The sequence below is a fragment of the Mycobacterium sp. 23 genome, from assembly GCF_048287075.1.
In the GTDB taxonomy this organism is placed as follows: domain Bacteria; phylum Actinomycetota; class Actinomycetes; order Mycobacteriales; family Mycobacteriaceae; genus Mycobacterium; species Mycobacterium gordonae_B.
In genome coordinates this window covers 6,919,893-6,946,054 of sequence record NZ_JBLVUX010000005.1, presented here as the reverse complement: position 1 = coordinate 6,946,054, position 26,162 = coordinate 6,919,893, and the positions used below count along the sequence as shown (strand labels likewise).

Annotated in this window: 21 protein-coding genes; 6 read left to right on the top strand and 15 right to left on the bottom strand. The window is 61.7% G+C overall.

The genetic code is table 11. The features are described 5' to 3' along the window. Positions 1-6: 6 nt before the first annotated feature. The 14 genes from ACNQS7_RS32800 to ACNQS7_RS32735 form a co-directional block, all read right to left on the bottom strand. On the bottom strand, positions 7-1,206 hold the full coding sequence (locus ACNQS7_RS32800) for an acyl-CoA dehydrogenase family protein (protein WP_011856018.1): 1,200 nt from the start codon (positions 1,204-1,206) through the stop codon (positions 7-9). 160 nt (positions 1,207-1,366) lie between these two features. Then, positions 1,367-2,473 (bottom strand): NDMA-dependent alcohol dehydrogenase, encoded by a 1,107-nt coding sequence (locus ACNQS7_RS32795; protein WP_011560572.1) that lies wholly within the window; start codon positions 2,471-2,473, stop codon positions 1,367-1,369. 148 nt (positions 2,474-2,621) lie between these two features. Next, a complete protein-coding gene (locus tag ACNQS7_RS32790; protein ID WP_005110592.1) occupies positions 2,622-3,032 on the bottom strand; it encodes an SCP2 sterol-binding domain-containing protein in 411 nt (136 codons plus the stop codon). A 91-nt stretch (positions 3,033-3,123) separates the two neighbouring features. Further along, on the bottom strand, positions 3,124-4,182 hold the full coding sequence (locus ACNQS7_RS32785; RefSeq protein WP_005086581.1) for a BtrH N-terminal domain-containing protein: 1,059 nt from the start codon (positions 4,180-4,182) through the stop codon (positions 3,124-3,126). A 49-nt stretch (positions 4,183-4,231) separates the two neighbouring features. Then, positions 4,232-5,377 carry an acyl-CoA dehydrogenase family protein gene (locus ACNQS7_RS32780; protein ID WP_005086582.1) on the bottom strand — a complete coding sequence of 382 codons (1,146 nt, stop codon included), beginning with the start codon at positions 5,375-5,377 and terminating at the stop codon, positions 4,232-4,234. A gap of 38 nt (positions 5,378-5,415) precedes the next feature. After that, positions 5,416-7,035: a fatty acid--CoA ligase gene (locus ACNQS7_RS32775; RefSeq protein WP_017205326.1), complete on the bottom strand. Its 1,620-nt coding sequence runs from the start codon at positions 7,033-7,035 to the stop codon at positions 5,416-5,418. Between the two features lie 26 nt (positions 7,036-7,061). Then, a complete protein-coding gene (locus ACNQS7_RS32770; protein ID WP_011560574.1) occupies positions 7,062-7,715 on the bottom strand; it encodes a transglutaminase-like domain-containing protein in 654 nt (217 codons plus the stop codon). Continuing rightward, positions 7,712-9,169, bottom strand: a complete 1,458-nt coding sequence (locus ACNQS7_RS32765; protein ID WP_011560575.1) for a cytochrome P450 — start codon at positions 9,167-9,169, stop codon at positions 7,712-7,714. Before ACNQS7_RS32765 ends, ACNQS7_RS32770 begins: the two co-directional genes overlap by 4 nt. Before the next feature lie 115 nt (positions 9,170-9,284). Next, positions 9,285-10,814, bottom strand: coding sequence for a flavin-containing monooxygenase (locus ACNQS7_RS32760; RefSeq protein ID WP_011856019.1), 1,530 nt, complete (start codon positions 10,812-10,814; stop codon positions 9,285-9,287). A 76-nt stretch (positions 10,815-10,890) separates the two neighbouring features. Next, on the bottom strand, positions 10,891-11,856 hold the full coding sequence (locus ACNQS7_RS32755) for an alpha/beta hydrolase (RefSeq protein ID WP_012296509.1): 966 nt from the start codon (positions 11,854-11,856) through the stop codon (positions 10,891-10,893). Beyond that, positions 11,853-13,370: a flavin-containing monooxygenase gene (locus ACNQS7_RS32750; RefSeq protein ID WP_011560579.1), complete on the bottom strand. Its 1,518-nt coding sequence runs from the start codon at positions 13,368-13,370 to the stop codon at positions 11,853-11,855. The genes ACNQS7_RS32755 and ACNQS7_RS32750 overlap by 4 nt, the downstream gene beginning before the upstream one ends. Before the next feature lie 44 nt (positions 13,371-13,414). After that, the gene (locus ACNQS7_RS32745; protein ID WP_011560580.1) at positions 13,415-14,908 is read right to left on the bottom strand and encodes a flavin-containing monooxygenase; all 1,494 of its coding nucleotides are present in this window, start codon (positions 14,906-14,908) and stop codon (positions 13,415-13,417) included. Continuing rightward, the gene (locus ACNQS7_RS32740; RefSeq protein ID WP_005086594.1) at positions 14,905-15,828 is read right to left on the bottom strand and encodes a hypothetical protein; all 924 of its coding nucleotides are present in this window, start codon (positions 15,826-15,828) and stop codon (positions 14,905-14,907) included. The genes ACNQS7_RS32745 and ACNQS7_RS32740 overlap by 4 nt, the downstream gene beginning before the upstream one ends. A gap of 13 nt (positions 15,829-15,841) precedes the next feature. Further along, a complete protein-coding gene (locus ACNQS7_RS32735) occupies positions 15,842-16,696 on the bottom strand; it encodes an SDR family NAD(P)-dependent oxidoreductase (RefSeq protein WP_011560581.1) in 855 nt (284 codons plus the stop codon). Between the two features lie 197 nt (positions 16,697-16,893). On the opposite strand from ACNQS7_RS32735, the gene ACNQS7_RS32730 reads away from it, so the two are divergent. Further along, a complete protein-coding gene (locus ACNQS7_RS32730) occupies positions 16,894-17,457 on the top strand; it encodes a TetR/AcrR family transcriptional regulator (RefSeq protein ID WP_005131302.1) in 564 nt (187 codons plus the stop codon). Positions 17,458-17,638: 181 nt separating this feature from the next. On the opposite strand, the gene ACNQS7_RS32725 is transcribed toward ACNQS7_RS32730, so the two are convergent. Beyond that, positions 17,639-18,508, bottom strand: a complete 870-nt coding sequence (locus ACNQS7_RS32725) for a metal-dependent hydrolase (protein ID WP_011560583.1) — start codon at positions 18,506-18,508, stop codon at positions 17,639-17,641. A 69-nt stretch (positions 18,509-18,577) separates the two neighbouring features. Between ACNQS7_RS32725 and ACNQS7_RS32720 the strand changes: the two genes are divergently transcribed. The 5 genes from ACNQS7_RS32720 to ACNQS7_RS32700 all read left to right on the top strand — a co-directional run bounded on the left by ACNQS7_RS32720 (position 18,578) and on the right by ACNQS7_RS32700 (position 26,025). Continuing rightward, positions 18,578-19,252, top strand: a complete 675-nt coding sequence (locus ACNQS7_RS32720) for a TetR/AcrR family transcriptional regulator (protein WP_011560584.1) — start codon at positions 18,578-18,580, stop codon at positions 19,250-19,252. A gap of 343 nt (positions 19,253-19,595) precedes the next feature. After that, entirely contained in the window at positions 19,596-21,197 is a 1,602-nt protein-coding gene (locus ACNQS7_RS32715; RefSeq protein ID WP_011560585.1) for an acyl-CoA carboxylase subunit beta, read from the top strand. 5 nt (positions 21,198-21,202) lie between these two features. Beyond that, positions 21,203-23,236 carry a biotin carboxylase N-terminal domain-containing protein gene (locus ACNQS7_RS32710; RefSeq protein WP_005116476.1) on the top strand — a complete coding sequence of 678 codons (2,034 nt, stop codon included), beginning with the start codon at positions 21,203-21,205 and terminating at the stop codon, positions 23,234-23,236. A 54-nt stretch (positions 23,237-23,290) separates the two neighbouring features. Next, positions 23,291-24,445, top strand: coding sequence for an acyl-CoA dehydrogenase family protein (locus tag ACNQS7_RS32705; protein ID WP_011560586.1), 1,155 nt, complete (start codon positions 23,291-23,293; stop codon positions 24,443-24,445). A 26-nt stretch (positions 24,446-24,471) separates the two neighbouring features. Beyond that, on the top strand, positions 24,472-26,025 hold the full coding sequence (locus tag ACNQS7_RS32700; protein ID WP_011560587.1) for an acyl-CoA synthetase: 1,554 nt from the start codon (positions 24,472-24,474) through the stop codon (positions 26,023-26,025). The last annotated feature ends 137 nt before the right edge of the window (positions 26,026-26,162 follow it).

The window sequence follows — 26,162 nt, the reverse complement described above, 5'->3', positions numbered from 1 at the left end:
AAGTAGCTAGAGTCCGATACGTTTGGCGATGACCTCGTTCATGATTTCGTTGGTGCCGCCGCCTATTCCGAGAATTCGGCAATCTCGATAGTGTCTCTCGATCTCAGACTCACGCATGTAGCCCATCCCACCGAAGATCTGAACCGCCTCATTGACCACGTAGTCGCACGCATACACAGCGGTGTTCTTGGCCATCGACACCTCGGCAACGACATCCTCCCCCGCTAGCCACCTCTGCATGACCGCACGGGTGTAGGTGCACGCCACGTCGACCTGTCGAGCCATCTCCGCAAGCTTATGGCGAATGATCTGGCGCCCCGTCAAGGGTCTACCGAACGTTTCACGTTCCCGCGCCCAACTCTTGGCAAGGTCGAGAGCCCGACCCGCCGTCGCGTACGCCTGGACGGCGATGCCGAGCCGTTCAGCCTGAAATTGCTGCATGATCTGCAAAAACCCACTGTTCTCTGCCCCCACCAGGTTGTCAGCCGGTACGCGAACGTCGACGAAAGACAACTCGGCGGTGTCGCTACATCGCCACCCCATCTTGTCTAACCGGCGGGACACTTCGAATCCAGGCGAATTCTTGTCGATCACAAGCAATGAAACTCCACCGTAACCCGGTCCGCCGGTGCGTACCGCCGTAGTAACGAAGTCCGCTCGAACTCCGCTGGTGATGAACGTCTTTGCTCCGTTGACCACGTAGGTGTCCCCCTCGCGCACCGCGCGTGTGCGCAGATTCGCGACATCTGAGCCTGCCCCAGGCTCGGTAACGCCCAGCGAGCCGATCATCTTTCCTGCGAGCGTAGGACGGACATATCGTTGAATCAGGGCGTCGGAGCCATTGGCGGCAATGTGGGGAAGGGCAATGCCATGGGTGAACAAGGCGGCGCAGACGCCAGTGGACCCGCCTGCGGCCAGGATGGCCTCAGTGACCAGTGCAGAGTCAATCGCATTGCCGCCGCTGCCGCCGACTTCTTCCGGGAACCCGATTCTGAGAAGCCCCACCTCGGCAGCATTGAGATGCAGGTCGCGCGGAATCTCACCCACGTGCTCCCATTCCGCTAGCTTCGGCGCGATTTCACGTTCCGAGAAAGACCGCGCCATTTGGCTCAGCGCTCGTCGCTCCGGCGTGGTCCACACCTCCGGGGCGATAGCGAAACGAGCAGCCCCATCCCTGCTTGCCGTGGTCGTGCCAGCGTCCGTCATCTCAGCCTCCCAGAGAATGTGATAGATGATCGATGAGGTGTCTGATGCTTGCCGTCCTCACGACGGGAAAGAAGGACCCGACGCCAACCACCCAAGGGGCCCGGCCGCATGATCTGCAGCAACGCAAGGACATGGAGACCAGCAGTGGGCATGATGCTCTTCAGAACCGGACCAGCCCTCGGATATTTTTTCCTGAACGCATATCCTGGTAGCCCTCATTAATTTGGTCGAGGGAGTATTCGCGGGTGACCAACTCATCGAGCTTCAACAACCCAGCGGAGTACAGCTCGACCAGTCGCGGAATATCGTGCGGCGCATTGGATGAGCCATACAAAGCGCCACGAATCTGCTTCTCGTAAAGCGTCATTTCAAGCAGTGATCCTGAGATCGATGAGTCGTCGGGGTGCCCGATGGCCGTGACCACGACGCGCCCGCGCTTTCCGACCAAGGCCAGCGCTTCCGCGGTGTAGGAGGCCTCAGCCACATCGGTGGTGAGGATGCAGACATCAGCCAGCTTGCCCAGCGTCATATCGCTGACCAGCGACCAAGCTTCATCCATCGAGGCCGCGGTGTGCGTCGCACCGAACCCGCTCGCTTGCTCTCGCTTGAACTTCACCGGATCGACCGCCACAATCGCCAGCGCTCCCGCGATTCGCGCGCCCTGAATCGCATTCATTCCGATTCCGCCCGCTCCCACTACCACGACGGTGTCCCCGGCGCGCACCTCCCCAGTCCGCACCGCAGATCCGTAACCGGTCGTGACGCCGCAACCGATCAAGGCTGCCCGATCCAGGGGGATTCCGCCGTCAATCTTGACCACGGACGCCTGCGGCACCACTGTGTACTCGGAAAACGTCCCGAGCAAACACATCTGCCCGACGTCCTCGCCTCGTGCGTGAAAGCGATAGGTGCCGTCGATCTGCGGTCCCATCATGAGCGCCGCTCCCAACTCACAGAGATTGCCCATGCCGCGCGCGCAGTACGAGCAGCGCCCACACGAGGGAAGGAAGGTCAAGATGACAGAATCACCTTCGGACAGTTCCTCAACCCCTTCGCCGCACTCCACGACTGTGCCAGCACCCTCATGACCCCCCACTACCGGCAATGGGATCGGGAGGTCGCCGGTCACCAGATGTTCGTCGGAATGGCACAAGCCGGTGGCCGCCAGCCGCACGAGGACCTCCCCGGGACCTGGCGGATCCAAATCGACTTCTTCGACCTCCCACTTCTGCTCCAAGCCCCACAAAACAGCCGCACGTGTCTTCATGTTGAAGTCCCTTCTATCGAATTACGCTTCTCGAGTAGTTATCCCGACCGCGCACGGTGGTCGCGCGAACTGTCCTGGATGATCTCCGGGCACATCGCCCAGAGGCCCGCGCCGCTCACCCGGGCCCGGGCGCGGTACCGCACCGACATCACACATTGAGCAGGTCGTGACGCTTGTCGGCCTCAAGGATTGCCCGGTATTCCGGAAAGAGGTTCTTTGCCTGCGGTATGAGCTTGATCAGTTTGGTGACAGGACCTTTCGCTCGTACAGTTCCTTTCGCCATCGCCATGGTCAAGTTCACCTTCCCCAACCAGAACCTGTTGCCGGTATCCGCGGACATGAACAATTCGACATTCGGTGTAACGCCACTGTCCGCGCCGGTCTCTACGACCTTCTCCGGCATATCCACGGTTACTACCGCATCCGGATCGGTGTAGTGGATCCGTAACACCACCCCGGACCCGGCAAGTCTGTTCGCAAGGTCTTCGTTCTCCAAACCTCGTCGAAAGATGCCGGCGAGGTAGCGGTAAACCTCTTCCGCATCAGCGAAGACAGCCATCGTGATTCTCCCTTCCTATGACACAATTCAAAGCGCTCAAATAAATCTGCTGGGTCGCAACCAGTTCGGCTTGCTCCGAAGCAATCAGAACTCATAGGAGTAGATCTCCTGCCTCCCTCAGCGCCTCCGCGAGTCGACGTTCGGCTGTCGGCAATTGCGCAGCCACGGACGCGGCGCCGCTCGCTCTTCGGTGCGGATCTGCACCGCGGTCATAAGCGGCGTGCGCAACCGCGGTCCACAACTCAGATGCGGTCTTTGCAGCCTCCGCTGCTTTAAACGCAGGTTCGAAACTCAACTCTTCAGCGACGCGCCGACATCCACGTGCTTGCAGATCTCGGAACAGACCGCCTCCGGTTCCGGCTTTTTCGATGAAGGCGCTCAGCGCAAACAAGGCTCCGTCGAGGGTGTCGTCGTCAAAGATCTTCGGCCACCGCTTGAGATCCTCCACAAAAGTCGATACCCCTGGTAGCCCACGCACCTGAATTTCACAATCGGAGTCCTCGGTGATCGGCGCGCTCACACACGAACCCTGCATCGCGTCCGCGGACCTACGGAAGGCCGACCGGGCAGCATTGCCGAGATCTGGTGCCGCGCCGGGCCACTCGACTACGTAGGTGGTGTGCCGCGTGGGGACGGGAAATCCCGTCGATGCCCGCGCCTTCCGTAGATTCTCGTAAGGCACGGCTTGAGGTGTATCGCGATCGTTATCGACCACGAAGGCGAGTTCCTCGTCGTCGTCGTACCCTACGATCACGACATCGTGCCGGCTCATACTCAGACGCGTTCTCAGATAGGGCAATTCGGCGATGTCAGTCCACACCATGACCGGCGTACCGGCATCGATCTGTTCGGTCACCCATTTCCACCCGAGATCGGGGTCGTCTGTCGAACGACACTCGAAGCGCGCGCCCAACCGGGTCAAGTATTCGTCTTCGAGGTCCGCGCTGCGTCCAACGAGGTAGATCGGTGGACGTAGGTGGGCCGAGCGAACATACGAGAAGTCGAGGGCCCCGCCGAGAGCAAACACGATGCCTTCGTCCGGGGTGTCATCACCCCAACGGATCCCGGCCCATTCGGTCAAATCCCGAAGAGCCCCCGATCCGCAGTGGCCGCCCATGTCGTGGCGATACGGCACCACCATCGATGCCATCAGTCCTCCTCCTCTAGATGACTAACGTGCGGGCGGCAACTCCTCTGAGTCATAGGGAACGCGAGATGATTTCCTTCATCACCTCGTTCGTGCCGGCATAGATTTTTTGCACGCGCTGATCCACCCACAACCTCGAGATGGGGTACTCGGTCATGTAGCCATATCCGCCGTGAAGCTGCATACAGTCATCGAGTACCTTCATCGCTCGCTCAGTGGTCCACCACTTCGCCATGGCGACGGTCTGCACGTCGAGTTGACCCGCAAGGTGCAGGTCGATGCAGTAGTCGAGGAACACTCGTGCGATGCGCGTTTCTGTCGCGGCTTCAGCCAGCGTGAACTTGGTGTTCTGAAAGCCAAAGACAGGCCGACCGAACGCCTCCCGCTCACGCGTGTACTTGAGCGTCTGCTCCAGGGCAAGTTCCATCGCTGCGACAGCCCCCACCGCGACGATGAGTCGCTCTTGTGGCAGCTGCGTCATCAGCTGAATGAAGCCCTGTCCCTCAGACTGGCCCAGTAGATGCGAGCGCGGAACTCTCACTTCATCGAAGAACAACTCGGAGGTGTCCTGGCCGCGCTGGCCGATTTTGTCGAGAACCTTGCCGCGCCGGAATCCCGCCCGGTCAGCCTCGACAACGATCAAAGAGATGCCCGCAGCGCCCTGGCTCGGATCTGTCTTGGCAACAACGATGATGAGGTCGGCCTGTTGGCCGTTGGTGATGAAAGTCTTGGAGCCGGTGATCACGTACTCGTCACCGTCCAGGAGGGCTTTTGTCTTGACGCTCTGCAGATCGGACCCGGTCCCCGGTTCTGTCATGGCGATCGCCCCGATCATTTCACCGGACGCCATCTTGGGAAGCCACTGCGCGCGCAGCTCTTCAGTCGCGTACTGCAGGATGTAGTGGGCGACGATTCCGCTGTGCAGTCCCGCGCCCCATGAGCTGTCACCTATGCGGGCCTGCTCTTCAAGCACGACCGCTTCGTGCGCGAAAGTGCCACCGCCTCCGCCGTATTCCTCAGGTATAGACATGCAGAGCAGGCCCAGCTCGCCTGCTCGGTTCCACAGTTCTCGGTCGACGTGGTGCTGGTCTGCAAAGCGGTTCGCATGCGGCGCCAATTCGGCCGAGAAGAACTTCGCAGCGAGGTCACGAAGCTCGAGTAATTCGGCATTCATCCAGGGAGAGATTGGTGAGGACATGATTACCTTCCGACTGTTGGAATTCCAGGGATTTGACGTTATGACGTTTCGATTTCGATGAGGTATTCGCCGGCAGAGTGGCGCGCACGGATGACCTTTTTGTCGTACTTTCCGACGCTCGTCCTCGGAATATCGGACACGAAGCTCCATCGCTCGGGAATCCACCATTTGGCGACTTTGTCCGCAAGGAACGATCGGAGTTGGTCAATGTCAACGTCGGTTCCGGGGTGGACGACGACAAGCGCCAACGGCCTTTCCTGCCATTTATCGTCCGCGACGCCGACTACCGCCGCTTCGTACACGGCAGGGTGGCCGATCAGCGTGTTTTCCAGCTCCACCGAGGAGATCCATTCGCCACCTGACTTGATGACGTCTTTCGAGCGGTCGGTCAGTGTCAGATAGCCCTCGGCGTCGATCTTGCCCACATCACCGGTACGCAGCCATCCTTCGTCGAACTTCTCCGTATCGTTGTTTCCGAAATAGGACCCGGTGATCCAGGGACCGCGCGCCTGGATCTCCCCAACTGATTGCCCGTCCCACGGCACGTCTTTCCCGTCGTCGTCCCGCAACCGGATTTCGACACCGCAGATCGGTCGGCCCTGGGATGCGCGCAGCTCCCAGCGCCGCGTCGCGTCGGCTCTGTGAGCCGGACGTGCAACGGTCGCCAACGGAGAGGTTTCGGTCATACCCCAGGCCTGCACAATGGGCACGTCGTACTTCTCTTCGAATGCCCGCATCAACGAAAGCGGAACAGCAGACCCCCCGCACGCGACCAGCCGTAACGAAGAAATGTCCCGCTCAGGGTGCGAATCCAGATATCGGTCGACATCGTTCCAGATCGTCGGCACTGCACCGGCCAAGGTCGGTCTGGTGTCTTCGATGATCGACACCAACGGTTCGGCTTGGAGATACCGGTCAGGCAGTACCAGATCCGCACCGGACATCAACGCTGCGTAAATAAGCCCCCACGCATTGGCGTGAAACATTGGGACGATGGCCAGCACACGGTCGGCCTCGCTGACTGACAAAGCGTTAGCTGTGCAGGCGGTCAGGGAGTGAAGGTACGTCGAACGGTGGCTGTAGACGACGCCTTTGGGATCTCCGGTGGTACCGCTCGTATAACACATGGCCGCGGCGGACAGCTCGTCGAGCTCAGGCCAGTCAAATGATTCTTCTTGGCCGGCAAGCACTTCCTCGTAACGCAGAACGGTCTTCCCGCATCCCTGGAGCGGGGCAAGGTCGCCCTCTCCGGTGACGATGACGGTGTGCACCGACGCCATCGCTGGGAGCGCGCGCGCCAACAACGGGGCAACCGAAGCGTCGACTAGGACGATCTGATCGCTCGCGTGATTGGCGATGTACGCCAGTTGCTCTGGGGCCAAACGAATGTTGAGCGTGTGCAGGACCGCGCCCATGGAGGGAATCGCACAGTAGGCCTCCAGATGTTCCTGGTTGCTCCACTGGAAGGTGGCCACGCGTTGGTCTGCCGTGACGCCAAGACTGCGCAGCGCATTGGCAAGGCGAGCCACTCGCGCCAGCACAATGCGGTAAGGCGTTCTCCGATATCCATTTCCGGTCGGAGTGACGACCTCGCTGTCACCGTGTATGGCTGCCGCATGCTGGACGATCGCCGACACCGTGAGCGGAACATTTTGCATTGTGCTTTGCATCGTGTAGTGCCCTTTCAGGCGAAGAGGTCGGGACGGCTGTTCGGCTGATCGATGAATGTGCCGTAATGCGTTCTCAGTGCTTGCAGGATGTCTGCTAGGGGTAGATCGTCGTAGGCTCCCCGGTCGCGCAGATACTCCATGTGCTGGGTGCCGTCAGCGGTGAAACCATGGAGTAGCGCGTCGCTACGGCCGTCGAATTCGATCGGCGAGACACCGAAGCGTGCGCACAGCTCGCGATTGAACGCCGGGGTGGCCTTTACCCACGCACCGTTGAGGAACATGAGACTGTAGCCGTGGTAGACGAAAACGTCGCTACCACCCATCCGCTCGCGCAATGCCTTGGTCTGGAGGTGGTTTCGGACGTCGGCGAACCCCAGCCGCGCCGGGATTCCCGCCGCTCGGCACGCTGCAGTCAAGAGCACGGCCTTCGGGACGCAGTAGGCCCGTTCTGCGGTCGCGACGGTGCTGGCGCGATACGCGTGCGGGTTGTCGGTCACCGTGTAGGGGTCGTACCAAATGGAGTCACGGACCGCGGTGAAGATGGCGATGGCCTTCTCGGTGTCGCCGCAGGCACCACGGATCGCCGATGACACGAAGTCACGTACCGAATCTTGTTGCCAGTCAAGAAACTCCGTGGGTTCGAGGTAGGGGCTGTGGTCGACGGTCATCGGCGCTTCATCTCCAACGGAAGTCCGTCCACCGGAATGGGCAGCGAGGTGTTGTCCCATCGGACGTGATAGTTCTCCGGAACCTTCCAAGTGAACGAACGCAGCATCCTGTGCAGGATTGCTTTGACTTCGAGCGTCCCGAATTGCATGCCGATGCACTTGTGCGCTCCACCTCCGAACGGAACCCAGGCGAATCGGTGGTGTTGGTCTTCGCGCCGAGGCTCGTCGAAACGTGAGGGATCGAACCGCTCCGGATCACTCCAGATCGTTCGATCGAAGTGATTCACGGCAGGCGTTATAGCGCATAACGTGTTCGAGGGGATGTGATATCCATCGATGGCGACATCTCGAACCGTCTTGCGCATCACCAGCGGAACAGGTGCAAGCAGTCTGAGCGCTTCCTTGATCACGAGGTCGATGACCGTCATCTTCTCCAGGGCCTCGATGTCCGGCAACCCGTCACCGATGGCCGCGGCTTCCGCAGCCGCAGCCTCCTGCCACTGCGGATACTTGGCAAGGAAATAGGTGACCGCTGTGGTGGTGATCGTCGAGGTGTCGTGGGCCGCCATCATCAAGAAGATCATGTGATTCACCACATCCTCGTCGGAAAACCGCTCCCCGTCTTCGGTCGTGGCTTGACAGAGAGCAGCGAACAGATCCTCCGTTTCACCGGCTCGCGCGGCCGGCAGATGCCGGAAGAAGTAGTCCTCCAAAACGCGCCGCCCTTGCACACCAGCGCGGAATCTGGTTCCCGGAAGCGGAGCACGCACAAGGGAACTCGCCGCCCGGACCGTAGCGACGAACGCCTTGTTGACAGCATCGCTCTCGTCCTTGCCGCGGCCGCCCATGAAGACGTCGGTAGCGATGTCGAGGGTGAGTTCCTTCAACAGTGGGTAGATTCGAACCGACGGGCCCACCGGCCACGCAGGCACTGCCGAGCGAACGCATGGCGTTACCTGTTCGACGTATCCGGTCAGGCGCGGACGCGTAAACGCCTCCTGCATGATGCGCCGGTGCATCAAGTGCTCGTCGAAGCTCATGAGCATCAAACCGCGATGGAAGAAGGCGTCGATCAGGAAGGACCAGCCATCCTGAGAGAATGCTTTCGCTTCGCTCGTGAACGCCTCTCGAGTGGCGTCAGGGCCGGCGATGACCACCATCTTGGTGCCGAACGCGCCCATCCACGACACCGAACCCAGACGGTCGTAGCGCTCTCGACTGAAATCCGAGCCGAATCGGATGTAGTCGAGCGTGTGACCTACGAAGGGCAGTCCGGCATCCCCCCGGACGGCTTTCAATCCACTGCCCGCGGGTGCCGGTGCCAGTTCACGAACCGGCCAGTCCCGGCTCCATCGACGCCATCTGTCGTCGACGGCGTGAGGCGCGGGGACCATGATCACAGAGGACAACCGCTCCTTCACGTGGTGCGCAGGTGCGAGAAGGTGATTCGTCATGGTTCCTCCTGGACGCTGGGCCGCTTTGACGGCGTCCACCAGTCTTTACAAAGATGCCATTGATGTCAATATCTAGACATTATTGGCCTAGCGGTTAAGTGCGCGTCTCGTGCCCTTAGTCGGCCAGGCTCGGTTCTGCAGGGTCTCCGACCTTTAGACGCCCGACGTTTCTCAAGACGTAATCGCCGCTGTGCGGCTTCCGGGTAAGGAGTCGATAAACCAAGGTAGGCCCCGGCCAGTTCGTCGGGATTTCCCCGCTCGAGGTTCGATACCAGCTCGCACACAGCGCCCACACCGACCTCCGTAGTCGCCTTCTCAAGCGCGTGTTGTAGCGTTGCGCGCTCTCCGTCCTGACATCGATCGCATGACCCGGATGAGCAGCCACGGCTTTGATGAGCGTTGCGATGTGACGGACTTGTGACTCGATCATGTAGAGGATCGACCCCGAGCCCACATTCGTGTTGGGACCATAAAGCAGGAACAGGTTCGGGAACATGGGGACAGTGATGCCCAGATATGCGTACGCCTGGGTCTTCCACACCTCGGCCAAGGAGACTCCGCGAGAGCCGCGCACGGACATCGGGGCGAGAAAATCGGTGGCGCGAAACCCGGTTCCGTAGATCACGACATCTGCAGGACGAAACTCTCCATCCACGGTCTTGACACCGTTGTCGCAGAGCTCTGCGATAGCCTTCGGCACCAACGACACGCGATCACTCGCGATTGCTGGATAGTAATCATTCGAGAACAGCACTCGCTTGCACCCTGGCGCGTCCGAAGGCATCAATTGCTCGCGCAAAGATGGGCTAGCAACCTGCCGATGTAGGTGGCGGCGCGCGATCGCACCGAGGACGCGTGAGAGGGGCTTCGCGTCGACTAGCGTCACAGCGAGCAACTCGAAAATTAGCCATACCGCGAAACGCTCGAGGCGCAGCGCCATCGGCAATAACTCGCTCACCCTGTCGTGAAGGACTCCATACCTGCTGTCCCACTTCGGCAAGATCCACGGAGCCGTGCGCTGATATAGCGTGACATGCTCCGCCTCCTGGGCGATGTGTGGCACGAATTGGATGGCACTAGCTCCTGTGCCGATGACGGCTACTTGCTTGCCGCGAAGCGAAACCGATCGGTCCCAACGCGCCGAATGAAAGCGCGGCCCCTGGAAGGTGTCTGCGTCGGCAATAACGGGTACGTGGGGCAAGGAGAGCTGACCCACGGCCGAGACGACGACATCGCAGGTTATTGTCTCGTTCGAGTTCGTAACCAGGGTCCAACGCCCTAGCTGGTCATCGAAGGTCATTGCGACAACTTCGGTCTGGGTACGCAGATGCGCGGCCAGTCCGCCACTCTCCACGAGTTGTTGGAGGTACTTGAGTATCTCGGGTTGCTCGGCATATCGCCGTGACCAACGAGGATTGGGCTTGTACGAGAGTGAGTACAACGCTGACGGCACGTCGCAGGCCGCTCCCGGATAGGTGTTGTCACGCCAAACACCCCCGATGTCTGCAGCCTTTTCCAGGATCGTGAAGTTCGTGAACCCGTCCTTCTTCAGCCGGTGGGCCATCGCAACCCCGGCGAAGCCGGCCCCGATGATCACGATCGACGGATCGTATGCGCGACAGGCCGTCGCGAAGTTGCTGCTCATGAGGCAGAGACGACTGACTTCACGCTGCGGCGGTCGAGGTGGTGTAGGTGTAGGAGCATTGCCTGTTCGGACACTTTCACCTGACTTCCGAGGCTTCAAGGAAGCGTCCCGCTCGATGAATCGCGTCTCGGGCTTCGGGAAGAATCCGGAACATAGCCTGGAATACATGGATCTGTCCCCGGTATACCTGGATCTCGACGTGGGATCCAGCTGATTGAAGTCGCTCGGCGAGACGGCGCGAGTCATCGATCAACATTTCTCTCCCGCCCACCTGAATGAGGATCGGCGGCATCGAGGTGAGGTCCGCGTCAAGCACGCTGAGGCGCGGATCTCCGCGATCTGCGCCACCTACGTAGAGGTCAAGAGCGCGCGCCGCTGATTGAGCGGAGGCAAAAGGATCCCGGCGGCGAATTTCACGCGCTCTGGCAAGTTCGCACCTGAGATCCAGGACGGGAGACATCAGCAGCATCGCATCAGGGAGCGGCAATCCAACTGCACGTGCGCCCAAGGCCGTGGCCATCGTGAGCTGACCGCCCGCTGAATCGCCGGCAACCGCGACGGTGCGCTGACAAGAACCCGGGGACCCTCCGCTGGTAAGCCAGCGATACGCATTCAGCGCATCGTCCGCGGCTGCGGGATAGGGATACCGCGGGGCAAGACGATACTTCACTGCGAAGATGGGGCGCCCGCTCGCCGAGGCGAGTTCACCAAGAAGACCGCGGTGCGTCTCCGGCGAGCACATAGAATAGGCGCCGCCGTGGATGTACAGCAAAGGGTTGGCATGCGGATTAATGGCAGGCGTGGTGATCCAGTCCCCACGAACCGGGCCTCCGGCGAATACAGTGTCAACCTTGCGCACTGTGACGCCGCGCCGAGGCCGTGAGGCTACGAGCGCTGTTCGAAGCACGCGATCCATCACCGCAAGTCCGTAGGCGTTTGATGGCATCAGCTGCGCCAGTGGCCGCAGCGTGGTTCGCGAGGACATCGCGACGAGATGACTGGCAAGACTGGGCTGCCAGTCAGGGGCATCCATTCTGGTCACCGGGGACACACCTCTTCGGGCCGATTCTCGAATCGGTAGTCCGAGAGGCGAAAGGTGCGGCTCCGCCAATAGGTCTCCAGAGTCGTTGATGGACGGAGTGGAACGTCACCGTGCCTGTCGAAGTAGTAGCTGTTGGCATTGGAACAGCTCGGCTGCCAGAAAACCTGTCTGTGACGCCGCCTTAGCACTTCGGCGAAATAACGGTCGTTCGCCTCCTTCTTGACCTCCACGCAGTTAGCACCCAGCGCCCGCGCGCGACGAAGACACCGGACGATGTGCCGACTCTGCGCCTCGATGAGCGTGAAGTACGAGGAACCGTTGTAGCCGTACGGGCCGAAGATGTTGAAATGATTCGGAAATCCCGGGACGCTCACCCCTTCGAAGGCCTGCAGTCGATGCTCGTCCCACCATGTAGCCTGCTCCAGCCCGCCGCGTCCCTTCAATACGTAAGTTGGCATGTTGCCCGACTCCATCACTTTGAAGCCGGTGGCCAGGATCAAGACGTCAATGGGATGAGCTTTGCCGTCTCGAGTATGGACGGATGCATGGTCGATATGGGTTATGCCGCTCGTCTCGAGCGAAACGTTGGACCGGTTGTACGTTGCGAGATAGGAATTGTGGAAGCTGGGTCGTTTACAGCCCAACGAGTAGCGCGGAATGAGTTGTTCTCTCGTCGTCGGGTCATGGACCTCACGCCGCATGTACCGCTTTGCGGCGCTCTCCATGACATCGGCGAACGGTATCACCGTATGAAAGTGAGCGGCGATTGGGAAAGTGATTTCCACGAACGCCTGGCTGGCGGTCCGGGTCGCCAATTGTGCCCCCGGCAGGAAATGTAGAAGCCTTCCACCCCACGTCGGTATGGGGAAGTCTGGCTTCGGCAGACAATAAATTGGAGTTCGCTGAAATACCGTCAGACTCTCTGCTTTCTTTGCGACTTCGGGTATCAGTTGCACCGCCGATGCACCGGTACCGATTACTGCAACCCTCTTCCCGCTGAGATCTTTGGCATTGTCCCATCTAGCCGTGTGGAGCGTAACGCCGGCGAAATCTCGCACCCCCTTGATTTCAGGCCACTTTGGCCGACTGAGAACGCCGGAGCAATTTATCACGAAGCGTGCCGTGAACTCCTCACCATTGGCACTGGTCAAATGCCACCGTGTTGCGTTCTCGTCGAAACAAGCCTCGGTAATGGTTGTGTTGAAACGAATATGGTCCCAGAGCCGATACTTTTCAACACATCGCTCGGCATAGGCTTTGAGCTCATTGCCGTGGGCGTACGTGCGCGACCAAGAGGGCCGCATTTCGTATGAGAATTGATAACTGAACGACGGTATATCGACAGCGATACCCGGGTAGGTGTTCCAGTGCCACGTACCACCTACGCCATCGGCGTCATCAACCATCAAGAAGTCGGTAAATCCCGCCTTCATCAAGCTAATGCCAGACCCGATGCCGGAAAATCCAGCTCCTATGATAATTATCTCGTAATTACGGTCGGACTTGCGATCCATTCCTGTATTTCACCGTTCTGACGGTCAGCCTTGCAAACTTGTATTCAGAGTGATTGCGTCAGCTCGACGTGTGTATCGTCGCGCCGGGTTATCACGTAATCATGAGGATCCAAGCGGGATAGTTCTCTCATAAACTGGGTCGCGAAACCTGGGTACATCGTGCCGTTGTAGCCGTCCTCGGTCAAATACCAACTGCTGCACCCCGAATTCCAAGTCGTTCGTCGAAGGCGGCGCTGAATTTCGGAGTGATAGCGGTCCTGACGATCCTCCCTCACATCCAAAGTGCCGATGTCATTTTGCTGAAGGAGCTTGATCGCCTTGACTATATAGTCAATTGCAGCCTCCATATATACGAGCGCCGAGTTGTGGCCTGGCCCGGAATTCGGTCCGAAAGTGAAGAATAAGTTCGGATACCCGGCCACGCTCACGCTCTTGAAGGCAAATGTCCCCTGAGACCATTCATCGCCGAGCTTCCGACCGCCGAGGCCGCTAATCGGGAACGGGGTGCCACGTTTGGCCACATCGAAGCCAGTGGCAAATACGATACAGTCCACTTCGTGCTCGACACCGTCGGCGGTCCGAACACCGTTGGGTGACAATGTGGCGATCGGCCAGCTGATCAGCTTGCAGTTATCCGCCTGTAGCGCAGGGTAATAATCACTGGTCATGAGCATGCGCTTGCATCCAGGCCTGAAATGGGGCGTCAACTGACGTCTCAACCAGGAGTCTTTCACCTGCCGACGGAGATGAGCCTTGGCCGCCAGCTGTATCGCGGACGTCGCGGCGGTGTTCCAGACCATACCCACTGCCATCACTTCGTGGGCCCAAAACCACGCGTCGCGGAGCGCTTGTTCGCTCACCGGCAGGTGTGTGAAGGTCGAACGCGCCCAGGCCGGATGCCTGAAGTTCACCCTGGGCAACACCCAGCCGGGCGTTCTCTGGAAGACTTTGACCGAGGCAGCCGACTTTACGAGCTCGGGAATGATCTGAACCGCGCTCGCGCCTGTCCCGATGACTGCAACCCTCTTACCGCCGAGATCGTAGCCATGGTCCCATCGAGCGCTGTGGATCTTTTTTCCACCGTACGAGTCAATACCCCGAATATCGGGAAAGCTGGCGTTGGCAAGTGGTCCACTGGCCATCACAACTGACCGGGTGTGATACCGCTTTCCATCTGCCGTGTCGGCCATCCAGATGCCGGCACTCTCATCGAATTCCAAGGCAGTCACGTCGGTATCAAACTGGATGAACCGGGCAAGATCGTACTTGTCGACCATATCGTCGATATATTCGAGGATCTCAGCGCTCCCCGAGTAGGTACGAGTCCAGCCCGGATTCGGCTCGAACGAGTAGGAGTAGAGAAGCGAGGGAATATCGCAGGCCGCACCGGGATAAGTATTGTCTCGCCAGGTGCCTCCGACGCGATCTGACCGTTCCAGGATGACGAAGTCATCCGTGCCCTCTTGAAGCAGTCTGATCGCCGCACCGATACCTGCGAACCCGGCGCCGACGATCAACGTCGTCGTGGTGCCTGTCATTTGGCAACCGGTTCGTAGGTCAGTTCGTCCGTCCAGGATGGCGGCCGACCGAAAATCTGAACAGGGAAAACATCGATCGCATTGCCAAGGCGCTGAGACACGAAGTGCAGAGGCTGGGACCGCTTGATGGACGACGACATGTGCGCCTTCAAGATGTGATAGCCGGGCACCCTCCGCGTATGCTCACTGCGATCGCCGACATTGGCATACCGCGTCACTGCGTTGTATAACTTCTCCTCGGACAGACCCATAGCGTTGAGATTCATCAACATGCGCGTCAGGAGCGGGATATACAGCAACGCGCCGGTGAGAATGCGCGGGTCGACAAGAGCACCCGCAGTTTGAATGGCGTGGATTCGCATCGGGCTGGCGCCCAGGTCATTCAAGACCTGGAAGCCAACCGCGAGATGCCTTGATTCGTCGCTGTTGACCTTGTTGAACACCTCCCCGCACACAGGGTCGTCAACCTCATCGAGGAGAAACTTCAGCAGCGCTCCATCGAGCGCAGTCTCCAGTGCCGGAATCGCGGCCCCGATGACGGTCAGGGGCAGGGCTTCCGCATAACGGTCCAGCCATTCGATGACCAGCCGAATATTCTTGTTCGGGACCGGTTTCTCGCCTTCCTCGAGCATGCCCCAGCGACGCATCAAGGCAAGTTCGGCATTGGCGTGACGCTGCTCCTCGGCGTGAAAGTAACGGTAAATGTCTCCGAGCGCTTCGAATGGCGCCTTTGGAGCCATCGCGGCGAAGGCACGTGCTCCAACATGCTCAATCCACACCACGTCGGACATGAATTGCTTGAGTTTGGGACGCTGTTCATCGGTGATCAGTTCCGCGCCAGGGGCGTTCCAATCGATATCGGCAAGAGCCCATTGCTTGTTTTTGATTGTCTCGAGCATGTCACTGTATGCGAAAGCCATTTTCCCTGCTCCTCTACTCGGCTGAATCGTTCCATGAGGCCATGCGCTCCACGAGGCCCAGCGTGCGAGTAAAGGGGCCGGGTAGGGCTCTCTTGAGTTGCCACAAGACTTTGGCATCGAGTTGGGGTACTACATAAATTTGTCCGCGATCGTGCGCGTTCAACGTCGTTCGAGCAACGTGCTGTGGCGAAATGCCGGTCCATTTCATCAGGTTGGCCGCGAGTCTTGCAGCCGCCTCGTCGATTTGAGGATTGTTGACGATGTTCGTCTTCACGAAGGTGGGGCAAAGCACTGTGACGTTGATGTCAGTACCGCTCAGTTCGGCCGCCAATGTCTCCGACAGAGCGAGCACCCCGGCCTTGCTCACGTTGTAAGCCGCCATCCGAGGGGCCGAGCCAAAGCTCGCTGCCGACGCCACATTGATGACTCCGCCATGCCCATTGCTGCGGAGCCGAGGCACAAAAGTCTCGCAGCCGTAGATAACGCCCCAGAGGTTGACAGAAATCGCCGCGTTCCAGTCCTCGATCGACGTCGCGCCGATGCGGTTGCCGCCCGCACCGATTCCGGCGTTGTTGATGACGAGGCTCGCAGCCTTCTCGAACCAGTCTTCGCTCACATCAGCGAGGTTGCGGACCTGCTCAAGATCGGTGACATCGCATTCGATGTCGAAGCCCTCGCCGCCAGCCTGCCTCACCAACTCTGCCGACTCTTTTGCAGTGACGGGATCTTTGTCGGCGCACACCACGCGTCCACCTCGGCGCGCAAGCTCCACGGCGAATGCGCGGCCGATACCGCTTCCTGCGCCCGTGACGACTGCATCGGCGCGGTGCGTTCTGCCTGGTGCGCCGCCGAAGGGCAGCAATCTCATCCGTCTGCCTTTCGGGTCGCGACATGGACGTCTGCTGTGGGGAAACTCTCATCTGGGGGCACCAGCCACCATTGGTGTCGCATGCCACCAGTTTGGTGGTGGAACGAGCACCTTGTCAAGATGGAGAGGTGCGGTCGAGAAACAAGCGCTGGGGTGGTCGGACCGGGGCCGAGCGTCGTGCCGAGCGACGGCAGCAATTGATCGAGGCCGCAACCGAGATTTGGAGTGAGAGCGGTTGGGCCGCGGTCACTATGCGCGGCGTATGCGCCCGCACAGGGCTGAACGATCGATACTTCTACGAGGGCTTCAAGACGCGCGATGAGCTGCTCGTTGCTGCGTGGGATGGCGTCCGCAATGACATGCTCGGCGAGGTCGCCGCGCTCTTCAACGAGCGTGCGAATCGGCCGCCGATCGAAACCATCACCGCGGCGATCACCATCGTGGTCGACCGGATCGCACGCGATCCCGGCCGGGCACGCATCCTCCTCGCTCAGCATGTCGGTAGCTCACCGCTACAAGACCGCCGCGCCGTGGCGCTACAGGAAGCAACGCAGTTGGTCGTTGAGGCAAGCCGGCCACACCTCCGACAAGATGCCGACGAGATAGCCCTTCGCATGGACACCCTGATCGCTGTCGGGGGATTCGTCGAAGTCATCACCGCCTGGCACTCCGGTTTGCTTGCGGTGACCGAGAAAGAAGTGGTCGCGCACACCAGCAGACTTGCTGAAACCCTGGCTCAACGCTATGTCATCAGCGACTGATCGAGGCTCACAACAGGCCAGCCAGCCCCGTGGCGATCGCTGCGAACCGCATTTGCGGGTCCGACCGCCACCTTCACCGGCCACCGAGCACCGAATCCGTGAGTCACCGACGCGTCGCACCCTGTTCGGAAGGAGCGACGCAGGAACGGTGCTCCTGCGTCGCCGCACTTCCGCATCTTTGCTATCCCGACGAAGCGATAACTCGCTGTGAACCGTCTTGGTCGAACAGTTCTTTGCTCCAATGCTCCAGGACCGCGGCGCTGTCCCAATCATCAGGATGGAAACCCGGGCGATTGTAGGAACGGAAACGCCGCAGCGCATCGGCGGTGAACATCGGGGTGCGACTAAAGCGGTACAGACTGCGCACCAGGGTGACCGGGTTATATGAGGCTCTATCAGCGGCCATAGACAAGGCAGTCTGCAGAATGAGCTCGCCGAACAGAATTACTGAAGCGATCCGCATGCCCCGTACACGGGTGCGCTCGGTTGCTCCCACCAGCCGATAGACATCAAAGGCAACCGCTTTGTGCTCCGACTCCTCGAAGGCATGCCACAGCAGAATCGGTCGAACCTCTGTCTGGCCGATGAGCTTCTGGGCGTCTTCGCTGGTAAGAATGATTTCTGCCAGCGTAGCGGTGTAGTGCTCCAACGCGGAGGTCATGGACAGCCGCATTTCCGGCGAAAAGCGCCGTTCCAATCGCTTGATCAAGCGTCCGACATGACGGTCGATTCGCGCGGTCGGATAACCCATGACCTGGAGTCGCTCGTTTAGGAGACGATGCTGGTGTCGATGTGTGGCCTCTTGTCCGATGAAACCCTTGACCGCTGTCTCTAGTTGGGGATCGTCGATGGAACTCTGGAAGTTCCTGACCGAGCGGATGAAGAAATCCTCGCCTTCCGGGAACGTCGCAGAAAGCACCGAGATGAAATGGCTCATCACCAGGTCGCCATCGACAAAATGTTGCCGCTTCGTGGAGGTCGGCATCGGAAACCGAACGCGCCTGGGTTTTGGCAGCACCCGGGTCGGGGTCGGGGCTTGATCGTCCGACATTTGAGGTCCTTCCTCGAAGTTTGGATCTGACTTTATGCCTTGTCAGATAAGACTGCCAGACTGTAGGACATGAGTCCAGCACGTGTCTATGGCGGGCTGTCCGCAACTCAACGCGATGCACAGCGTCGCGTGATGTTGATTGATGCCGCGGTCTCAATCATGGGCACCCACGGAGCTACCGCGTGCACCGTGACCGCCGTGTGTGCGAAATCAGGAGTGACGAGCCGGTACTTCTACCAACAGTTTCGCGATCGAGACGCGCTCTTGCGTGCGGTATTTGCCAAGATCTCCACTACCTTCCAAGCGGTGATAACCAGCGCCATTCCGGACGACACGGTTGCTCCTCAAGAACTGGCTTACGCTCCGATCAAGGCCCTGGTTCAGGTGATCGAGAACGATCCCCGCATGGCCCGCATACTGTTTGTCGAGTCGGGCGCAGAACCCCTCCTTCGGCAGCTGCGAAGCGATCTGATGACCGATTTTGCGGAGCTGGTGCTCAGAGAGGCCCGCTTGCACCTCGATATACCCAGCGATGTGCTCCAAGTCGCAGATCTCGCCGCTACCTACGGTGTCGGGGGCCTGTTCGAGATACTCCGTCGCTGGATAGATGGACAACTGAACCTCTCGACTGAAATGCTCATCGAGCACTGTGCGGGTTTTCTCGGCATTCTCGGCCTGTATACCCTCGGACAGGCGCCTGATCAGGCCGCTCCGCCGCTGGCCAAAGCCGAGGAGACCCGATAGATTCTGGCCGACCGGCGTTATGCACTACTCGGTTGGCTGAAGGGCATGGCGCGACACTGACAATCGCTGCGGGTGTTCACCCGAGATCGCGAACCGTAGACTCCACGCGCGCCGGACGAGGAACTCGATACGACCTCGCACGGGCCCTGTGTGCCGTCCCTCCCCAGTCAATTCCTTCGATCGCTCGATCTGCAGCGAACGCACCGCTTCGATCCTCGCCATTCGACGGAACCACGGCGCGGAACAAATCCGACGCCCGCCTGCGCCGTTGTCACCTGATGTTAATTGCGGCTAACATCAGCGCCTAGTAGATCGACGTCGATGCTCGCCCGGAAGGAAAACTTTGGTACAGGTCCTGCCCGATCGGGTCGACGACACCGCGCCCGGCTATCTCAAGAACCGCGAAGGACTGAGCGCGCAACTCGACACCATCGCGGAGCAACTGGCGCTGGTCAACGGCGGCGGCGGCGCGAAATACGTTGCGCGCCACCGTAAGCGGGGCAAGCTGCTTGTCCGCGAGCGCATCGAGCTGATGCTCGACCCCGACACGGCGTTCCTCGAACTATGCCCCTTCGCCGCCTGGGGCAGTAAGTTCCCCGTCGGCGGTAGCGTGGTGGTAGGCATCGGCGTGGTCGAGGGCATCGAGTCGATGATCATCGCCCACGACCCCACCGTCCGCGGCGGCGCATCGAACCCTTATACCTTCCGCAAGGTGTTCCGCGGCATGGCCATCGCGCGGGAGAACCGACTGCCCATCATCAACATCGTCGAATCTGGCGGCGCCGACCTGCCCACACAGGCAGAGATCTTCGTGCCCGGCGGACAGCTGTTCCACGACTTGACCCAGCACAGCGCAGCGGGGCTGCCGACACTGGCCCTGGTCTTCGGCAACTCGACCGCGGGAGGTGCGTACGTCCCGGGCATGTGCGACTACGTCGTGATGGTGCGCAACCGTTCCAAGGTGTTCCTCGGCGGTCCGCCGCTGGTCAAGATGGCCACGGGCGAGGTCTCCGATGACGAGTCGCTCGGCGGCGCCGACATGCACGCCCGCACCTCGGGGCTGGCCGATTACATGGCCGAGGACGAGCAGGATGCGATCCGCATCGGCCGTCGCATCATGGCGCGGCTCAACTGGCGGAAGAACGGCCCCGGACCCACCACGCCGCCGCACCCACCGGTGCACGACCCCGATCAGCTGCTCGGCATCGCGTCGGTCGATCCGAAGGTGCCCTTCGACCCCCGCGACGTCATCGCCCGAGTGGTCGACGGCTCGGCCTTCGACGAGTTCAAACCTCTCTACGGCACGTCACTCGTCACCGGCTGGGCCTCGATCCACGGCTTCCCGGTCGGCATCCTCGCAAACGCACGGGGCATCCTGTTCAGTGAGGAGGCCGAGAAAGGTTCGCAGTTCATCCAACTGGCAAATCAGATCGACACCCCCCTCATCTTCCTGCAGAACACCACCGGTTTCATGGTCGGTGCCGAGTACGAACAGGGCGGCATCATCAAGGACGGCGCCAAGATGATCAACGCCGTATCAAACAGCACGGTCCCCCACGTGACCATCACCATGGGTGCGTCCTACGGTGCCGGGAACTACGGCATGTGCGGGCGATCGTACTCACCGCGTTTCCTATTCGCTTGGCCTAACTCGAAGTCGGCCGTGATGGGTCCGGCGCAACTGGCCGGAGTGCTGTCCATCGTGGCGCGCGAGTCCGCCGCCGACCGCGGGCTGCCCTTCGACGAGCAGGCCGACGCCCAGATGCGCGCCGCCGTCGAGGAACAGATCGAGCGCGAATCCGTCGCACTGGCCAACAGCGGCCGACTTTACGACGACGGGATCATCGATCCCCGCGATACGCGGACCGTTCTCGGGTTCTGCCTGTCGGTGATCCACAACGGCGAGGTCCGTGGCCAGCGTGGCTACGGCGTGTTCCGGATGTGATGGCGATGCCCAAGATCCGCAAGGTCCTGGTCGCCAACCGTGGCGAGATCGCGCGGCGGGTGTTCCGCACTTGCCGCGATCTCGGGATCGCCACCGTCGCGGTCTATTCCGACGCCGACGCCGACGCGTGGCACGTCGCCGACGCCGACGAGGCCGTGCACCTTCCCGGCTCGTCTGCCGCCGAGACCTACCTCGACATCCACCGGATCATCGCCGCTGCCTCGCTCACCGGCGCGGACGCAGTACACCCCGGCTACGGCTTCCTTTCGGAAAACGCCGGGTTCGCGCGCGCCTGTGCCGCCGCCGACCTCGTCTTCATCGGTCCGCCGCCCGGGGCGATCGACGCGATGGGCTCGAAGCTGCAGGCCAAGAAGACGATGTCCGACGCGGGGGTGCCTGTGCTGCCCGGTGGCGACACGACGGGGCTATCGGCCGAGCAGCTGGCGAAGCTGGCCGCCGACGTCGGCTACCCCGTGCTGGTCAAGGCCAGCGCCGGCGGCGGTGGCCGAGGCATGCGCATTGTCGCGTCGCCGGACGAGCTCGACGAAGCGGTCACCTCCGCTTCGCGTGAGGCCGCCGCCGCGTTCGCCGACGGCACCGTCTTCCTCGAGCGTTACGTCCAGCGCCCACGCCACGTCGAGATCCAGATCATGGCCGACACGCACGGAAACGTCGTCTCTCTGTTCGAGCGCGAGTGCTCCGTGCAGCGTCGACACCAGAAGGTGATCGAGGAGGCGCCGTCACCGGTCGTCGACGACGCGTTGCGCGCTCGGATGAGCGAGGCCGCCATCGCCGCCGCGCGCGCCGTCGGCTACGTAGGCGCCGGGACGGTCGAGTTCGTCTACGACGCCGCTCAGGATGGCAAAGCCGACTCCTTCGCCTTCCTAGAGATGAACACCCGGCTGCAGGTCGAGCACCCGGTTACCGAGCTGATCACCGGCCTCGACCTGGTGCGTGCCCAGCTGCTCGTAGCCATGGGCCGCCCGCTGCCTGAGGAGATGCACAACCCGCGAATTCGCGGTCACGCGGTCGAGGCCCGGCTGTGCGCCGAGGATCCGGCCGATGACTACCGGCCCTGTACCGGCACCCTGCGCACCTTGGATGTCCCGGCGCTTGCCGGCGTGCGGGTTGACTCGGGTTTTCGTGCCGGTTCGGTCATCAGTCATTACTACGATTCGCTGCTGGCCAAGGTCATCGCGTGGGCACCAACGCGCGACGAGGCACTTGCCAGCCTCTCGGCGGCGCTGGCCGGCGCCCGTATTCACGGCGTGACCACCAATCGCAACCTGCTTGTTCGCGTCCTGCGCCATGACGAGTTCGCCGGGCGGGGCACCGACACTGGGTTCCTTGACCGACACGACGTCGCCCAACTCGGCGCTGCCCTCCCAGACACGCAGTCCGAGCGCCTGCACGCCGTCGCGGCGACCGTGGCCGGGGTGGCCGCGCGGCGTGCCGTCGCAACTCTGCAGGCCACGTTGCCCGCCGGCTGGCGCAACAACCCTTCGCAGCCGCAGACCACAACCTGGCAGACCCAGGGCGGGCGCGAAGTGCGCGTCGGGTACACGTTAGGTTCGACAGGGACCTGCCTGCAGGTCGACGACGAGCCGTTGGCCGACGTCGAGGTTGTCGAGGGCAGTAGCGAGCGGGTGGTGCTGCGCGTCGACGGGGTGCGCCGCACTTATGATGTCGTCCTCGACGGCGATGTTGCCCACCTCGACTCGGTCGCCGGCTACTCCGCCCTGCGGCTGGCGCCACGCTTCGTCGACCCGAGCACTCTGAACCCGCCCGGGTCGCTCACCGCGCCGATGCCGGGCTCGGTGATCCGACTACCGGTCGCCGAGGGCGAGACGGTGTCAGCCGGTCAAACGCTCGTCGTCCTGGAGGCGATGAAGATGGAGCACACCGTCGCGAGCCCGATCGACGGGGTGCTGAGCGCCCTGCCGGTCCAGGTCGGCCATCAGGTCTCGAGCGGTGACGTCCTCGCCGTGGTCGAGGCGGTGGACGGCGGTGAAGTGGCGTCGGACGCCACGGAGCTCTAATGAAGCCGGCGCGCTCCCGATCGGTGGCGCGTCGATACCGATGTGAGGAGTGTCATGGAATTGCACGAGACAGAGGAACGTCAGGACCTGCGCAAGGCGGTCGCCGAGATCGCCAAGGACTTCGGACACGAGTACTACCTGGAAAAGTCGCTGGCCGGCGGGAAGAGCACCGAGCTGTGGCAGGCCGTGGGCAAACAGGGCTTCCTCGGGGTGAACCTTTCCGAGCAGTACGGCGGCGGCGGCGGCGGCATCTACGACATGCAGATCGTCGGTGAGGAGCTCGCCGCGGCGGGCTGCCCGCTGCTGATGACCGTCGTCTCGCCGACCATCTGCGGCACGATCATCCAGGCATTCGGCAGTGAGGAACTCAAGCAGCAGTGGCTGCCGGGCATCGCCAGCGGCGAGACGATCATGGCATTCGCGATCACCGAGCCGGACGCGGGCTCGAACTCGCACAACATCTCCACGACCGCGAAACGCGACGGCGACGACTGGGTCATCAACGGCACCAAGTACTACATTTCTGGTGTCGACGAAGCCGAAGCGATCCTGGTCGTCACCCGAACGTCTACCAACGACAGTGGTCGCGGACTACTCAGCTTGCTCGTCGTGCCCACCGATGTCCCCGGGCTCACCAAGTCACTCATCCCGGTGCAGGCGGTCACTCCAGAGAAGCAGTTCACTCTATTCTTCGATGACGTCCGCGTGCCGGCCGCCAACCTTATCGGCGCGGAGAACGAGGGCCTGCGCCAGGTCTTCATGGGCCTGAACCCGGAGCGAATCATGGGGGCGGCGCTCGGCAACGGCATCGGTCGCTACGCGCTGGATAAAGCCGCCGATTACGCCCGCAACCGCCACGTGTGGGGAACGCCGATCGGCTCGCACCAAGGCGTATCGCACCCGCTCGCCCACGCCAAGATCCAGGTTGAGCTGGCCCGGTTGATGACTCAGCGTGCCGCCTCCCTGCACGACGCCGGCGATCCGGGGTCGGGTGAGGCGTCGAACATGGCGAAATATGCCGCAGCCGAGGCGGGCATCCTGGCGCTCGACCAGGCGATTCAAACCCACGGCGGCAACGGCATGGCCACCGAGTACGGCCTCGCCACGTTGTGGGGTCCGGCCCGGCTCATGCGCACCGCGCCGATCAGCCGCGAAATGATCCTCAACTTCGTGGCGCAGCACAGCCTGAAACTGCCCGCGTCCTACTGAGTCGCCGCGGAATGAAAGGGAATCGAATGCAACTCGGCATCGGTCAGTGGGTGAGCCGGCGCGCCTTCCTCAACGGCGGGCGCACCGCGTTGATCAGCAACGGCGCGCACATCACCTACGCCGACCTCGATCGGCGCACCAACCAGGTCGCCGCCGCACTCATCGCCCTCGGCGTGCGCAAGGGCGATCGGGTCGCGATGCTGCTGGTCAATTCGACCGAGTTCATCGAGGTGCTGCTGGGCTGCGCCAAAATCGGCGCACTTGCAGTTCCGCTCAACGTGCGCCTTGCCGGACCCGAGATCGGCTACATCCTGGCCGACTCAGGCGCCGATGTTCTGGTCTTCCACGAGCCGTTCGCCGCGCAGGCCAGGAGCGCCGTCACCGAGTCCGGAGTCCGCGTGCGCCATGTCGTGCGCGCCGGTGGGGTGCCGGCGCCGGGCGAGCTCGGCTACGAAGACGTCGTCTCGGGCGCCGCGCCCGAACCGCTCAACGGTGACGTCGACGGCCGCGACCCCGCGTTCATCATGTACACGTCGGGGACGACGGGCCGACCCAAGGGCGCGATCCTCACCCACGACAACCTGCTATGGAACGCGATCAACGTCCTCGGCACCGACATCGGCCTGCGGGGCGAGGACGTCACCGTCGCGGTGGCGCCGATGTTCCACATCGGCGGGCTGGGAGTACACACCCTGCCGCTGTTGTACGTCGGCGGCACCAGCGTGATCATGCCGTCCTTCGAGCCGCGAGCGACGTTACAGGCGATGGCCGACCACCACGTCACGGTCCAGTTCATGGTGCCGGCCATGTGGACCGCACTCACACAGGTGCCCGACTTCGACTCCTTCAACCTGTCTGCGCTGCGTTTCGCCATGGGCGGCGGGTCGCCCGTCCCCCTCACGGTCATCGACTTCATGCGCGAGCGAGGCGTGCCCTTCACCGAGGGCTTCGGCATGACCGAGACCGCTCCCTTGGTGACCGTCCTCGACGCCGAGAACGTCAGCACGCGGGCCGGGTCGATCGGCCGCGTCGCAATGCATGTCGACGCCCGCATCGTCGACGACGACGACCGCGACGTCGCGACCGACACCGTGGGCGAACTGATCGTGCGCGGCCCGAATGTGTTCACCGGCTACTGGATGAAGGCCGAGGCGAGCGCCGAGGCGTTACGCGGGGGCTGGTTCCACACGGGCGACCTCGGGCGCATGGACGCCGAGGGCTTCATCACCCTCGTCGACCGCAAGAAGGACATGATCATCTCCGGCGGCGAGAACGTCTACCCGATCGAGGTCGAGCAGGTTCTCTTCCGCCACCCGGCGGTGTTCGACGCCGCCGTGATCGGCGGTAAGGACGCGAAGTGGGGCGAACGCGTCGTCGCGGTCGTGGTCGCCGACCCGGCGACACAGGCGCCGAGCGCCGAGGAGATCGTAGCGTGGTGCCGGGAGCGGCTGGCACACTTCAAGTGTCCGCGTGACGTGCACTTCGTCGCCGAACTGCCGCGCAATGCCACCGGCAAGCTGCTCAAGACCGAGCTGCGCGCGCAGTTCACGGGCATCGAGGGCGGAGTCGTTTTGCGCTGAGTCGTGCCGCTGCACATCGCGGGTTCGAAGCAGGGCCCCTAAATCATGAACTGAGAAGAGGATGCGACAGCATCGGCGGGGGCTAGCGGTTTCGTTCACCTCCCTTGATTTGGTGCGGCGGGTGCCGACGCAGGCAA

Excerpts from the sequence above, each read along its gene's own strand:
- ACNQS7_RS32720 (WP_011560584.1), top strand. The coding sequence starts at position 18,578 with ATGAGTCCAGCACGTGTCTATGGCGGGCTGTCCGCAACTCAACGCGAT.
- ACNQS7_RS32725 (WP_011560583.1), bottom strand. The coding sequence starts at position 18,508 with ATGTCGGACGATCAAGCCCCGACCCCGACCCGGGTGCTGCCAAAACCC.
- ACNQS7_RS32750 (WP_011560579.1), bottom strand. The coding sequence starts at position 13,370 with ATGGATCGCAAGTCCGACCGTAATTACGAGATAATTATCATAGGAGCT.
- ACNQS7_RS32775 (WP_017205326.1), bottom strand. The coding sequence starts at position 7,035 with ATGCAAAATGTTCCGCTCACGGTGTCGGCGATCGTCCAGCATGCGGCA.
- ACNQS7_RS32785 (WP_005086581.1), bottom strand. The coding sequence starts at position 4,182 with ATGGCATCGATGGTGGTGCCGTATCGCCACGACATGGGCGGCCACTGC.
- ACNQS7_RS32710 (WP_005116476.1), top strand. The coding sequence starts at position 21,203 with ATGCCCAAGATCCGCAAGGTCCTGGTCGCCAACCGTGGCGAGATCGCG.
- ACNQS7_RS32700 (WP_011560587.1), top strand. The coding sequence starts at position 24,472 with ATGCAACTCGGCATCGGTCAGTGGGTGAGCCGGCGCGCCTTCCTCAAC.
- ACNQS7_RS32740 (WP_005086594.1), bottom strand. The coding sequence starts at position 15,828 with ATGGCTTTCGCATACAGTGACATGCTCGAGACAATCAAAAACAAGCAA.
- ACNQS7_RS32735 (WP_011560581.1), bottom strand. The coding sequence starts at position 16,696 with ATGAGATTGCTGCCCTTCGGCGGCGCACCAGGCAGAACGCACCGCGCC.
- ACNQS7_RS32795 (WP_011560572.1), bottom strand. The coding sequence starts at position 2,473 with ATGAAGACACGTGCGGCTGTTTTGTGGGGCTTGGAGCAGAAGTGGGAG.
- ACNQS7_RS32770 (WP_011560574.1), bottom strand. The coding sequence starts at position 7,715 with ATGACCGTCGACCACAGCCCCTACCTCGAACCCACGGAGTTTCTTGAC.
- ACNQS7_RS32780 (WP_005086582.1), bottom strand. The coding sequence starts at position 5,377 with ATGTCCTCACCAATCTCTCCCTGGATGAATGCCGAATTACTCGAGCTT.
- ACNQS7_RS32765 (WP_011560575.1), bottom strand. The coding sequence starts at position 9,169 with ATGACGAATCACCTTCTCGCACCTGCGCACCACGTGAAGGAGCGGTTG.
- ACNQS7_RS32790 (WP_005110592.1), bottom strand. The coding sequence starts at position 3,032 with ATGGCTGTCTTCGCTGATGCGGAAGAGGTTTACCGCTACCTCGCCGGC.
- ACNQS7_RS32800 (WP_011856018.1), bottom strand. The coding sequence starts at position 1,206 with ATGACGGACGCTGGCACGACCACGGCAAGCAGGGATGGGGCTGCTCGT.
- ACNQS7_RS32745 (WP_011560580.1), bottom strand. The coding sequence starts at position 14,908 with ATGACAGGCACCACGACGACGTTGATCGTCGGCGCCGGGTTCGCAGGT.
- ACNQS7_RS32760 (WP_011856019.1), bottom strand. The coding sequence starts at position 10,814 with ATGAGCAGCAACTTCGCGACGGCCTGTCGCGCATACGATCCGTCGATC.
- ACNQS7_RS32705 (WP_011560586.1), top strand. The coding sequence starts at position 23,291 with ATGGAATTGCACGAGACAGAGGAACGTCAGGACCTGCGCAAGGCGGTC.